We start from the raw sequence: 13,066 nt of genomic DNA on the forward strand, positions 1-13,066 counted from the left end.
TTTATTTTCAGGGAGCATGGCACCGATCCCGGCATGCTTCAAGCCTAAAATTTCAAGGTTGAAATATTTTGCGTACTGGACAGTATGAAGCCGGCAGGCGAAGGAATGGAGCAGGGAGGGCGTGAGCCGACATGATCTATCACCGCATCACGGACTGGGACGACGCTTATGCCAATGGTGCCAACATACCTCAGGGCGATCGCTGGCCGCAGGCTTGGGTCGAGCCAGCAAAGGCGTTCCGCGACCGGCTTGCCAGGGACGGGCGCGCGCAACTAGGGCTTGCCTATGGCGATGCGCCCCGCAACCGGTTCGACCTGTTCATGCCGCAGGGCGAGGCCAAAGGTCTCGTCGTTTTCGTCCATGGTGGTTTCTGGCTGCGGCTCGACAGGAGCTTCTGGTCGCATCTGGCCGCAGGCCCGCTTGCGCATGGCCACGCTGTCGCCATGCCCTCCTACACGCTCTGCCCGGACATCCGCATCGCCGGCATCGTCAGGGAGATCGGCTCGGCCGTCGAAGCCGCGGCCGGCATGGTGGCCGGTCCGATCCGCCTCACCGGGCATTCGGCCGGGGGCCATCTCGTCAGCCGGATGATCTGCGCGAACTCGCCGCTGCGGGACGCCGTACGATCGCGCATAGCCAACACCGTTTCGATCTCCGGCGTGCACGATCTGAGACCGATGATGGCAACGGCAATGAATGAGACGCTCAGGATCGATCGGGCGGAAGCGGAAGGCGAAAGCCCGGCGCTGCTGGAGCCGATGGCGGCTGCGCGGATCGCCTGCTGGGTGGGCGCGGCCGAGCGCTCCGAGTTCGTGCGGCAGAATGCGCTGCTCGCCAATGCATGGACCGGACTCGGCGCGGAAACGCTGACGGTCGAGGAGCTCGACCGGCATCATTTCAACGTCATCGACGGGCTGGCCGACCCGGACCATGCGCTGACGCGAACGTTATTGACAGGCTGACGGCCAGACACGAGTCTGGCTGAAAGAGAGTGCGTCCTTCGAGGCTCGCTCCGCTCGCACCTCAGGATGAGGGAGGGTGTGCATCGAGCCCGCTATGCCGGAGTTCGACAAACTACTTCCCTCATCCTGAGGTGCGACCCTGAGCTTGTCGAAGGGGAGCCTCGAAGGACGCACCAACATTCCGGAGTATTTTTGATGAGAGCGGTTTTCGTACAGCTTCAGGTTTCGCCGGGCAGGACCTACGAGGTCGCCGACGAATTGTTCAAGCGCGAGGTCGCGTCCGAGCTTTATTCGACCAGCGGCGACTACGACCTGCTGATGAAGATCTACATCGAGGAAGGCGTGGATATCGGCAAGTTCATCAACGACAACGTCGCCAACGTGCCGGGCATCGTCCGCTCGCTGACCACGCTGACGTTCAAGGCGTTCTGAGGCTCACTCCATCCGCTCCAGCGCCTTCCTCTGCTGGTGCATTTCGAGGAACACCCGGTAGTCGCGGTCGAAGCGCGCGTGGGCGGCGGCGTTGGGCTGGCGCTCGCGACCTTGCTGCCGCATGCCGGCGCAGGCTTGCGCGAGCGAGGGGTAGAGCCCGGCGGCAGCGGCAGCGGCCATGCCGGAACCGGTCAGCACGGCATCGTCGCCAAGAGGCTCGACCACGCGGCAGCCGGTGGCATCCGAATAAAGCTCCATCAGGATCGGGTTGCGCGTATGCCCGCCGGTGACGTGCAGCGTGTCGATGACGAAGCCGCCGTCATTCAGCGTATCGAGGATGTGACGGACGCCGAGCGCAATCGCCACGCAGGTGCGCCAGTAGAGCTTCGCGAGGCTGTCGAAGGATGAGTCCAGCGTCAGCCCGGAGATCACGCCGACCGCATGCGGGTCCGCGAGCGGCGAGCGGTTGCCATGGAAGTCCGGCAGGACATGCAGCCGGCCGGCAAAACCATCTCCCTGCTCGGCCCGCAGCACGGCAATACGCTTTCCGATGCGCCGGTGCATGGCGGCGTCCCGCTCCCCACCCGCGCCATGCCAGCGGATGACGTGATCGAGCAAGGCGCCCGTCGCCGACTGGCCGCCCTCGATCATCCAGAAGTCCGGCAACGTCACGCCCCAGTACGGACCCCAAGCCCCTGCAAAGGACCGGCGATCCCTGGACATCGCCATGACACAGCTCGACGTGCCCGCAATCAGTGCCATGTGGCGCTCGAGCTCGTCGTCATCGGCAGCGAAGCCTCCGATGACGCCTAGCGCGCCGGCATAGGCGTCGATCATGCCGGCCGCGACCCGGCAGCTTGTCGTCAAGCCGAGTTCGCGGGCCGCCGCCTCCGTGAGCGCACCGAGGTCGGCTCCGACGGGGACCGTCCGATCCGGCAAGCCGCCATGCGACGGCAGCTCGGGCAGGCCGACGGCATCGAAAAATCGCGCTGCCAGCCCGGCTCGGCATGCGCCAGGAACGTCCATTTGCAAGCCAGCGTGCATTGCGACCGCGCCAGCGATCCGCTGGCGCGGTAGGTCAGGAAGTCCGCGAGGTCGAAGAAATGCCCGGCGGCCTGCCAGCTTTCGGGCAGATGGCGCTTGACCCACATCAGCTTGGGCGCCTGCATCTCCGGTGACATCACGCCGCCGGCATGGTCGAGGACGGCATGGCCGGTGGCGGTGCATTCGTCGGCTTCTGCGATGGCGCGGTGATCGAGCCAGACGATCGTGTCCCACCTTGCCTCACCGGTCGACGACAGCGTCAGTTGCCGACCGGCCGTGTCTCGCGCCACGAGTGAACAGGTAGCATCAAAGCCGATGCCGACAATCGATTCCGGTGCCGCGCCGGAAACGGACAATGCGGCGCGCACTGCCGCACACACCGCCGACCAGATGTCTTCCGAATCGTGTTCGGCGTGGTCAGCGCTGGGCCGATTCATCAGTATTGGATGCTCGCCGCGCCCGAGCAGCCGCCCGGTGCTATCAAGCACGCCGGCCCGCGCGCTGCCCGTTCCGACATCGACGGCGCAAACCAGCGGCTCGCTCACGGAAGCGACGCCTCCGCGAGAAGCGCGGGCAGGCTCCGCATGTCATCGAAAACCAGATCGGGCCCGAGCGTTTCAAAGGCTTCACGCAGGCGGCCCGGTCCGGCATGGGAGCCGCCGGCAAACGCAAAAACCCGCATGCCCGCGGCTTTCGCCGCCTCGATGCCGGCAGGGCTGTCCTCGATGACGATGCAAGCGGCCGGGTCTGCCGCCATCTGGCTGGCGGCATGCAAAAAGAGATCCGGAGCAGGCTTTCCTCGCTTCACCATGGTCGCACTGTAGATGGCCGGCTCCAGCAGGTCCAGAATGCCCGCGACCTCCAGCGACAATCGAATGCGCTCCGGTCGGCTGGAAGAAGCCACGCAGCGCTGGTGCGGAAGCGCCAGCAGCGTTTCGCGTATTCCATGGATCGCCTTGAGTTCGGCGCGGAACCGCGCCGACATCAACCGGCGCGTCTCTTCCAGGTGCTCTTCGGTGAAGCGCAGGCCGTAGCGCAGCACCAGCGTCTCGCCGATCGTCGTCATCGAGCGGCCGAGGAACAGCCGGTAGGCGGTTGCCTCGTCGATGTCGCAGCCGGCGCTTGCGATCACGTCGCGGAGCACCGCGATCGAGATCGGCTCGCTGTCGACTAGAACGCCGTCGCAATCGAAGATGACCAGTTCGGTCTCGCGTTTCATGGATATTCAGTCGCCTCCGGCAAGGCCGGTCAGAGCTTGCCGGCGAGATAGGATTTCAATGCGCCCCTCGCCCCCTGCTCCCACACGGCATTGAGGTTGCGGGAAAAAGCGTCCGCGAAGGCGGGCACATTGCCCATATCGCCGAAAATGTCGGAAAGCGCCAGAAAGGCCTGCGGCGACTGCCGGGCCTGAAGGGCCGCCTGTTTGAGGCGCTCCGCACTCGCGTCATTCGGCTCGATGGTCCGGCCTGAGTCACTGGTCCCCGTGCAGTAGCGGCACCACAGCGCCGAGACCAGGGACAGGCCGGTCACGCCTCCGCCAGCCTTCAACCGGTCGGCAGCCGACGGCAGGATGAATTTCGGTTGGCGGTTGGAGCCGTCCTGGCACAGCCGCGCAACGGTGTCGCCGATCTTGGGGTTGGCGAAACGCCGCTCTATCAACGCCAGATAATCCTCGAGCTTCGTGTCGGGCACCGGCGGCACGACCGGAATGATCTCCTCCCGCTCCAGCTTTTCGAGGAAACCGCGGATCAGCGGTTCCTCCATCGCCTCGTGCACGAAATGAATGTCCATCAATGCCGCCGGATAGGCGATTGCCGCATGGCCGCCATTGAGCATGCGGATCTTCATCAGTTCCCACGGCGCGACATCGTCGACTAGCGTCACGCCGACATCTTCCAGCGGAGGCCGGCCGGCCGAAAACCTGTCCTCCAGCACCCATTGCCGAAACGGTTCGCAGAAGACGGGCCAGGCATCGGTGACACCGAATTCGCGCGCGAGAATCTCGCGTTCGCGGTCGCTGGTGGCCGGCGTGATGCGATCGACCATGGCGTTGGGGAATGCAACGTTCTCCTTCACCCATTGCGCGAGGTCCGGATCGACCAGCGAGGCAAGACCGGCGACCGCATCTTCGGTGACGTGGCCATTGCCCGGGATGTTGTCGCACGACATGACGGTGAAGGGCGCGATGCCAGCCGACCGCCTCCTCATCAGGCCGGCAACGATCATGCCGAACACCGTACGCGAGGCAGCAATGTCGCGCGCATCGGCGACGATAGCGGGATGCGCCGCGTCGAACCGCCCCGACGCGGAATCTATGAAGTAGCCCCCTCGGTTATGGTGAGCGAGACTATCCGGATTGCCGGGTCGGCCAGCCGCGCGATCGTCGCCTGCGCGTCGCCAGGCTCGACAAAGTCGATCATCGCGCCGGTTACCCTTGCGCTCATATGTCCGGCATCCTGCTCGACCAGGGTCGAGAGGAAATCCTGCGCGGCAAGCTTCTGCCTGCCCGTCCGCTCCGCTTCCAGCACGCCGGCACCCACGATCGCCCAGTCGTGCCCCCGTCCCGCGTTGAAAAGGTCGTCCAGATAGGCGACCTGATGCGCACGATGAAAATTGCCGACACCGAAATGCAGAATGCCCGGTGAAAGCGCCTCGCGCTGATATTGCGGGCGCGCGACGCCTTCGGGCAGGCGGTCGAGCGTGGCGAGGGAAAGTGTCGTTACCATCTCAGCTCATCCAGTTGCCGCCGTCGACATTGTAGGTCTGGGCGACCACGTAGTCGGCTTCCTTGGTCGCCAGAAAGATCGCCATTCCGACGAGATCCTGCGCGGTGCCCATGCGGCCATAGGGAACGGCCGCGCCGACCTGCTTCTTCTTTTCGCCCGGAGCCAAACCTTCATGCTTCGCAAACAGGAGTCGACATGCTCCCAATGCTCGCCTTCCACGACACCCGGCGCGATCGCGTTGACGTTGATGCCGTGCCGGATGAGATCGAGGCCCGCGGATTGGGTGAGCGAGATGATCGCGGCCTTGCTGGCGCAATAGACGCCGACCAGCGCCTCGCCGCGACGCCCGGCCTGGCTGGCCATGTTGATGATCTTGCCACCCTTGCCGCGCGCGATCATCGACCGGGCGACGGCCTGCATGGTGAACAGCGCGCCGGCGACATTGACGGCAAACAGGCGATCGTAGCTCTCGCGGGTGATATCGACGATCGGCGCCATGTCGAACAGGGCGGCATTGTTGACGAGAATGTCGATGCCGCCGGCATGTTCTTCGGCAGCCTTGACCGCCTCATCGATGGAGCTTTGGCGGGTCACGTCGAGCTGGAGCGCGTAGGCAGCATCGCCGATCTGACGCGCGGTCTCACTGGCCCTGTCGAGATCGATGTCGGCGATGGCGACCGTCGCACCCTCGCCGGCATAGGCTTCGGCGAAGGCGCGGCCGATGCCACGCGCCGAGCCCGTGATCAATGCCGATTTGCCGGCCAGACGCCCCATCAGATCGCGTTCCCGTCCGCGTCGAAACGATGAATCTTCGACGGTTCGGGCGTGAGCCAGACCGCATCGCCATGGTGCACCGTGAATTCGCCATCCGCGCGCGCCGTGACCTGGCCGACGCCTTCGACCTGGATGTGAAGGAACGTGTCCGAACCCAGATGCTCCGCGACACCGACCACCCCTTTCCAGGCACCGTCGGTGGTCGACAGCCTGATATGTTCGGGCCGCACGCCGATGGTCGCCGCGTTGTGCCTGGCAGCTTCTTCGCCGGTGACGAAGTTCATGCGCGGCGATCCGATAAACCCTGCCACGAAGAGATTGCGGGGCGAACGATAGAGGTCGAGGGGCGAGCCGACCTGCTCGATGTTGCCGGCATTCAGCACCACGATCTTGTCGGCCATCGTCATCGCCTCGACCTGATCGTGGGTGACGTAGATCATGGTCGTCTTAAGCTGCTGGTGCAGCTCGCTGATCTCCAGCCGCATCGTCCCGCGCAGGGCGGCGTCCAGGTTGGAGAGCGGCTCGTCGAACAGGAAGGCCGAGGGCTGGCGCACGATGGCGCGGCCGATGGCGACACGCTGGCGCTGGCCGCCTGAAAGCTGCCCCGGGCGCCGTTCGAGATAGGCGGTGAGGTTCAGCGTCTGGGCCGCTGCCCGCACCTTGGCGTCGATGGTTTCCTTGTCGGCCTTCGCCATTTTCAGGGGAAGGCGATGTTGTTGTAGACGCTCATATGCGGATAGAGCGCATAGGACTGGAAAACCATTGCCAGGCCGCGCTTGGCGGGTGCCTCGCCCGTCATGTCGGCGCCGTCGATCAGGATGGTGCCGGAGGTGGTGTCTTCCAGACCCGCGATCAGCCGCAGCAGCGTGGACTTGCCACACCCCGATGGGCCGACGAAGACGACGAACTCGCCGTCCGAGATCTCAAGGTCGATGTCGGGGATGATGACTGTCGCCCCGAAAGCCTTGTGCACATTCTTGAGCGTGATGTTGCCCATGGCTTCCTCCCGAAACCTTATTTGACGGCGCCGAAGGTGAGCCCGCGCACGAGCTGGCGCTGCGAGAACCAACCCATGATGAGGATCGGCGCGATGGCGAGCGTGGATGCCGCCGACAGTTTGGCCCAGAAGAGACCCTGCGGGCTGGAGAAAGAGGCGATGAACGCCGTCAGCGGGGCTGCGTTCGCCGCCGAAAGGCGGATCGACCAGAACGCCTCGTTCCAGGCGAGAATGATGTTGAGCAGCATGGTGGACGCGATGCCTGGCACCGCCATCGGCGTCAGCACATAGACGATCTCGCCCATCAGCGTCGCGCCGTCCATGCGCGCGGCCTCGAGAATCTCGCCGGGGATTTCGCGGAAGTAGGTGTAGAGCATCCACACCACGATCGGCAGGTTGATGAGCGTGAGGACGACTGTCAGGCCGATCCTCGTGTCGAGCAGGCCGGTATCGCGGAAGATGAGGAACATCGGCACGAGCACGCCGACGGCCGGCATCATCTTGGTCGACAGCATCCACATAAGGATGTCCTTGGTCCGACGCGTCGGCGAGAATGCCATCGACCATGCGGCCGGGATGGCGATCAGCAGCGCGATCAATGTCGAGCCCAGCGAGATGATCACCGAATTCAGGAACGGCTTGAAATAGTCTCGCTGGGTCTGGACCTCGACGTAGTTCTCGAAGGTGCCGGAGGGGATGAGGCTGATGCCTGCGATCGCCTCGGGCTCGGTCTTCAGCGAGGTGACGACCATGTAGAAGATGGGAAAGAAGATCACCAGGGCGACCACCCAGGCGGCTGCCGTGGCGATCCATTTGCGGCGTGTGGAGACTGCGCGTGCCATATCGTCTCTCCCTTACCTGTCGAGGTTGCGGCCGACGGCGCGCATCAGGAAGATGGCGACGATGTTGGCGAGAACGACCGCGATCACGCCTCCGGCCGATGCGCCGCCGACGTCGTAGGACAGAAGCGCCGTGCGGTAGATCAGGAAGGCGAGGTTTGTCGTGGCGTAGCCGGGGCCGCCATTGGTGGTGACGAGAATCTCGGCATAAACGGCGAGCAGGAAGATCGTCTGGATCAGGATCACAACCGTGATCGCCCGCGCCAGGTGCGGCAGGGTCAGATACCAGAAGCGGTTGGCGAAGTTGGCGCCGTCCATTTCGGCCGCCTCCTTCTGCTCCTCGTCGAGCGACTGCAGGGCCGTCAGCAGGATCAGGGTCGCGAACGGCAGCCATTGCCAGGCGACGATGATGATGACCGAGGTGAGCGGATATTGAGCGAACCAGTCGACGGGCTGGAGACCCAGGAAGCGCGAGACATCCGCCAGCACCCCGTAGCCGGGGTGCATGATCATGTTCTTCCAGATGAGCGCCGCGACCGGCGGCATCACGAAGAAGGGGGAGATGACGAGGATACGCACGATGCCCTGGCCGAAGATCGGCTGGTCGAGCAGAAGCGCCAAAGCGATGCCGCCGACGATGGTGATGAACAGCACCCCGACGACAATGAACAGCGTGTTGATGATCGCCTGATAGAAGGCCGGATCCGTATAGAAGTAGACGTAGTTGAAGAAGCCGGCGAAGCCGCGCATGGCCGGGTTCAGCATGTTGTAGTTCTGGAACGAGTACCAGATCGTCATGGACAGCGGCACGATCATCCAGATCAGCAGCAGAACGACGGCGGGGCCATCATCAGGCGGGCAAGCGTTCTGGTTTGTCGCGTAGCCATGGCAGGGGTCCCTTGCTGGGTTCCTGTTCCGTATCGTCCGGCGAGATTTGCCGGAAAGTGCGTCCTTCGAGGCTCGCTGCGCTCGCACCTCAGGATGAGGGAGGTAGTTTGATCGAGCCAACCGCTTGTGGGGCTGATGCACGGCAGTCCTCATCCTGAGGTGCGAGCGCAGCGAGCCTCCAAGGACGCATGATCTTCCGAAAGGGCGGCCGCCCGGCCGGAGCCGGACGGCCAGGCTTCGGGAGGAAGCCTATTTGATGTAGCCGGAGCGGGTCATTTCGCGGGTCGCGACATTCTGTGCCTGCGCCAGCGCGTCATCGACCGACATCTGCCCGGCGAGAGCCGCCGAGAAGAGCTGGCCGACCGTCGTGCCGAGCCCCTGGAATTCCGGGATCGCGACGAACTGGCCACCTGTGTAGGGCACCGGCTTCACCGACGGATTGGTGATGTCGGCAGCGTTCATGGCAGCAAGGGTTGGCTCCGCGAAGGGCGCGGCTTCCTTGTACGCCTCGTTCTCGTAGAGCGAGGTGCGGGTTCCGGGCGGAACGTTGGCCCAGCCCTCCTTCTCCGCAACCAGCTCGGTATAGGCCTTGTTCGTCGCCCAGGCGATGAAGGTCTGCGCCGCGTCGGCCTTGGCCGAGCTCGCCGGCACCGCCAGGTTCCAGGACCACAGCCAGTGACCGTGATTGCCGTTGCCGGTATCGGGGAAGATCGCATAGCCGACCTTGTCGGCCACGGTGGAATCTTCCGGATTTGAGACGAAGGATGCCGCGACCGTCGCGTCCATCCACATGGCGCACTTGCCCTGCTGGAAGAGCGTCAGGTTCTCGTTGAATCCGTTGGACGAGGCACCCGACGGGCCGGCCTCGTTCATCAGGTCGACATAGAACTGGAAGGCTTCCTTCCACTCCGGCTGGTCGAACTGGGGCTGCCAGTTCTCATCAAACCAGCGGCCGCCATAGGAGTTCACCAGGGCGGTGATGAACGCCATGTTCTCGCCCCAGCCGGCCTTGCCGCGCAGGCAGATGCCGTTCACATCCGGGTTGTCCGCCTTGATCTTGCGCGCTGCCTCGCCGATGAATTCCCAGGTCGGCGATTCCGGCATTTCGAGGCCCGAACCCTCGAACAGGTCGGTGCGGTACATGATCATCGCCGACTCGCCGTAGAACGGCGCGGCATAGAGCTTGCCGTCCACGGACAGGCCGCCACGAATGGCGGGCAGCAGGTCGTCGACGTCGTAGTCGTCTCCGAGACCGTTGAGCTCGAGCAGCCAGCCCTGCTTTGCCCAGATCGGCACCTCGTAATTGCCGATGGTCATCACGTCATACTGCCCGCCGCTGGCGGCGATGTCGGTGGTGACCCGCTCGCGCAGAACGTTCTCCTCCAGCGTCACCCACTGCAGCTCGATATCCGGATGCTTGGCCGTGAAGTCTTCGGCGAGCCGCTGCATGCGGATCATGTCGCCGTTGTTGACAGTTGCGATGGTGATCGTCTCGGCGAGCGCAGTGCCCGACAGGGCGACGACGGAGCATGCGCCGAGCAGCGCAGATCTCAGTTTCATGGATATCCTCCCTAGAACCATGATGAGCAATTGCTAGTTTGTTGGGCAAATATTCAGTTTAACTTGCCGAAAGTCAAGCCGGATTCGATGCTGCGGCGCAGCATCGATCTCAGGCGACGGACACCTCGATGCGGGATTGCCTCAATCCGATTGTGACGCCGCAGCCTCTGCTAGGATCCATGATCGGAAGGCGCTGATCTTCGGCAGGTTGCGGCGCCCCTGTGGATAGACCAGCCAGAAGGACGCCTCGTCCTCCCATAGGAGATCGAAAGGCTGAATGAGGCGGCCCGAAGCGAGTTCGCTCGTGAAGAAAAATGGAGTCAGGATAGCGACGCCCTGACCCGCGATCGCCGCGCGCGCCTCATTGGCCTGCGAGCCCATCTCGTTCTGTGGACGACCCTTCAGTCCCTCCGGAGAGACGCCCGCGGCCGTCAGCCACTGTGCCCACCAAGGATCAGTCGGGGTCAGGATCGGCAGGCGCAGAAGATCGGCAGGTTCGTTGATGCCGCCGATCGAGGCTGCAAGCTCCGGACTGAGCATCGGGGTGAAAATCGTCGGCAGCAACGGATGAGCAACAAGGCCGGGCCAGTTGCCGGTGCCGACCCGGATCGCAACATCCACATCTTCCCGGCTAAAGTCGACGTAGCGCGGCGACGTTTCCAGCCGGACCGCGATCGACGGATTGGCAAGCTGGAACAGACCCAGCCTCGGCGCCAGCCAGTTGGTGGCGAGCGTGGGCACGGTGCTGATCGTCAGCTTGCCCGCAACATCGTCACGCATCGTGCCGAAGGCTGCGGAGAGGACGTCGAGCGCCTGCGTCGATGCTGCGGCGAGACGAAGTCCCGTCTCCGTCAGCTCGACCTGACGGGGCCGCCGCAGGAAGAGCGGCGCCCCAACGCGCTCTTCAAGCGCCTTGATCTGATAGCTCACCGCCGCCTGCGTCATGCCGAGCTCGTCGGCAGCGCGCGTGAAGCTGCCGTGACGCGCCGCCGCCTCGAAAACGCGCACGGCAGAAAGTGGCGGCAGGTGACGATACATAAGTAATCCTTATGTCTGATGATCGACGTTTTGTTGGATTTTAGCGCCTTTTGGGACGATCTGAAACACTGATGCATAAGCAGGCTTTCAGGAAAGCGGCCCCCTCATGGTTACAATAGAATCCCCGATGCGACATCGCGAGCGCACAAGGTCAAGCTGGGCAAGCCTGGTGCATGCCATTCTGTCGCGATTGACGCGCAAGAAGACGAGAAGGACAGAAATCCGCCACTTGACGGGCCACATGAAGCGGGACATCGGACTGATCGACAGCCACGATCCGCGAAGACGAATCTAGCCGCTACATGGCGAGAAGGGCAGCCGCCGTGCGCTCGTCGGTAATCAGGCCATTGACGAGGCGACCGCTGACGGCGGCGAAGATGCCCGGCAGCTTGCGTTCGCCCATGGCGAGCGCGATGACCTCGGACGAATCCCGCGAGGGTATCGGTGTCGAGGCGACGCGGTCGTTGATGACATCCTCCACCGGTCTGCCCTTGCTGTCGAACGCCCAGCCGACGATCTCGGCGACTGCGCCGGCCTTACGCAACGCCTCGAGCTCGTCCTTGGAGATAAAACCGTCCTGGTAGAGCGGCGCCTCCGGCCCGAGATCGCCAACGCCGACAAAGGTAACGTCGGCCTGGGCGGCGAGTGTCATCGTCGCGCGGATGAGTTCCTGACCGTGCAGCAGGGCGCGCTCTTCCGGCGACGAGGCGATGACCGGCAGAGGCATCGGGAAAGAGCGCGACTTGACCTTGTCGGCCATTGTGAAGACGACATTGTAGAAAGCAGCCGAACCGTCCGGCGCGATATTTCCGGTCAGCGACACGACCTTGTGCTGCTGGCATTCCATCGCAGGCAGCTTTTCGATGGCGGCCTTCAGCGTGCGCCCGGTGCCGAGCGCCATCACGATCGGCTGCTGTGAAGACAGCCGCCTCTCGATCTCGGCGGAAGCGGCTTCCGCGACGCCAAGCGTTGTCGAAGCCGATCCGGGGTCGCTGGGCACGACCTCCACAAGATCAAGCCCAAACCGCTCGCGCAACCGGGAGGCCAGTTCGAGGCAGTTCGCAATCGGATGATCGATGCGTACCTTCACCAGCCCTTCGGACACCGCCAGCGATACAAGGCGTTGCGCAGACTGGCGCGAGACGCCGAGCTTGGTCGCAATCTGGTCCTGCGTGTTGCCAGCAACATAGTAGAGCCAGCCGGCTCGGGCCGCATCGTCGAGCCTGGATGATGTGGTATCGCGAACTGTGCTCATGGGTACCTGTGCAGGACCGGCGAGAAACAAATGATCGCCGCGTCGCAGCGATCAACTCTGGCCGCGCAGGCACGCACAGTCAATCCGTGCCTTTCGGCCGCTCCCTGTATGGTCAATCGTTATCGCGGACGACCAATACCGATGTTTTGGAATGGCGCACGACGCGGGCAGCGTTCGGACCGATCAGGTAGTCCTCAGGCCCCTCTCGTCCCGCGGCGAGCACGATCAGATCGGCCTTCACCACACCGGCATAGTGCAGGATCTGGCGATAGATCGAGCCATGACCGACGATATGGCGATGCTTGACCTCGGCCGGCATGTGCTTGCCGGTGAACTCGTGCAATGCCTTGTTGGCGTGGTCGATCGCCTCCTGTTCGTGCCCCTTGGGGAAGAAACCGCCAACGATGGAAAGGCCATAGTCGGGCACCACCGTCATCACATGCAGCGTCGCGCCGAAGAGCCTTGCATAATCGACGGCGGTGCCAATCGTGCGCGTTTCGTTTTCGGCGTCGCCAAGATCGACCGAGACCAGGATGTTCTTGTACATGGTC

Annotated in this window: 8 protein-coding genes and 5 pseudogenes; 2 read left to right on the forward strand and 11 right to left on the reverse strand. The window is 63.8% G+C overall.

Features of this window, described 5'->3' with window-relative positions; translation table 11 throughout:
* Window positions 1-131: 131 nt before the first annotated feature.
* Together HK436_RS06860 and HK436_RS06865 are read left to right on the forward strand one after the other, a co-directional pair.
* Window positions 132-962, forward strand: coding sequence for a hormone-sensitive lipase (locus HK436_RS06860; protein ID WP_173188318.1), 831 nt, complete (start codon window positions 132-134; stop codon window positions 960-962).
* Between the two features lie 195 nt (window positions 963-1,157).
* Window positions 1,158-1,394, forward strand: coding sequence for an Lrp/AsnC ligand binding domain-containing protein (locus HK436_RS06865; RefSeq protein ID WP_173188320.1), 237 nt, complete (start codon window positions 1,158-1,160; stop codon window positions 1,392-1,394).
* A gap of 3 nt (window positions 1,395-1,397) precedes the next feature.
* Here HK436_RS06865 and HK436_RS06870 read toward each other — a convergent pair.
* The 11 genes and pseudogenes from HK436_RS06870 to HK436_RS06920 all read right to left on the reverse strand — a co-directional run bounded on the left by HK436_RS06870 (window position 1,398) and on the right by HK436_RS06920 (window position 13,062).
* Window positions 1,398-2,983: pseudogene (locus tag HK436_RS06870) on the reverse strand (FGGY-family carbohydrate kinase).
* Entirely contained in the window at window positions 2,980-3,657 is a 678-nt protein-coding gene (locus HK436_RS06875; protein ID WP_173188322.1) for an HAD family hydrolase, read from the reverse strand. Before HK436_RS06875 ends, HK436_RS06870 begins: the two are co-directional and overlap by 4 nt.
* A 29-nt stretch (window positions 3,658-3,686) precedes the next feature.
* Window positions 3,687-5,164: pseudogene (locus HK436_RS06880) on the reverse strand (mannitol dehydrogenase family protein).
* A 1-nt stretch (window position 5,165) separates the two neighbouring features.
* Window positions 5,166-5,938: pseudogene (locus HK436_RS06885) on the reverse strand (L-iditol 2-dehydrogenase).
* Window positions 5,938-6,935, reverse strand: a pseudogene (locus HK436_RS06890) (ABC transporter ATP-binding protein). The pseudogenes HK436_RS06885 and HK436_RS06890 overlap by 1 nt, the downstream one beginning before the upstream one ends.
* Window positions 6,936-6,952: 17 nt before the next feature.
* On the reverse strand, window positions 6,953-7,777 hold the full coding sequence (locus tag HK436_RS06895) for a carbohydrate ABC transporter permease (RefSeq protein WP_173188324.1): 825 nt from the start codon (window positions 7,775-7,777) through the stop codon (window positions 6,953-6,955).
* A 12-nt stretch (window positions 7,778-7,789) separates the two neighbouring features.
* A pseudogene (locus tag HK436_RS06900) lies at window positions 7,790-8,661 on the reverse strand (carbohydrate ABC transporter permease).
* Between the two features lie 250 nt (window positions 8,662-8,911).
* The gene (locus tag HK436_RS06905) at window positions 8,912-10,222 is read right to left on the reverse strand and encodes an ABC transporter substrate-binding protein (protein ID WP_173188344.1); all 1,311 of its coding nucleotides are present in this window, start codon (window positions 10,220-10,222) and stop codon (window positions 8,912-8,914) included.
* A gap of 141 nt (window positions 10,223-10,363) precedes the next feature.
* Window positions 10,364-11,260, reverse strand: a complete 897-nt coding sequence (gcvA, locus tag HK436_RS06910) for a transcriptional regulator GcvA (protein ID WP_173188346.1) — start codon at window positions 11,258-11,260, stop codon at window positions 10,364-10,366.
* A 298-nt stretch (window positions 11,261-11,558) separates the two neighbouring features.
* The gene (locus HK436_RS06915) at window positions 11,559-12,515 is read right to left on the reverse strand and encodes a sugar-binding transcriptional regulator (protein ID WP_173188348.1); all 957 of its coding nucleotides are present in this window, start codon (window positions 12,513-12,515) and stop codon (window positions 11,559-11,561) included.
* 112 nt (window positions 12,516-12,627) lie between these two features.
* On the reverse strand, window positions 12,628-13,062 hold the full coding sequence (locus HK436_RS06920; protein ID WP_173188350.1) for a universal stress protein: 435 nt from the start codon (window positions 13,060-13,062) through the stop codon (window positions 12,628-12,630).
* Window positions 13,063-13,066 lie beyond the last annotated feature (4 nt).

It is taken from the genome of Neoaquamicrobium sediminum (genome assembly GCF_013240295.1).
GTDB classification, from domain to species: domain Bacteria; phylum Pseudomonadota; class Alphaproteobacteria; order Rhizobiales; family Rhizobiaceae; genus Aerobium; species Aerobium sediminum.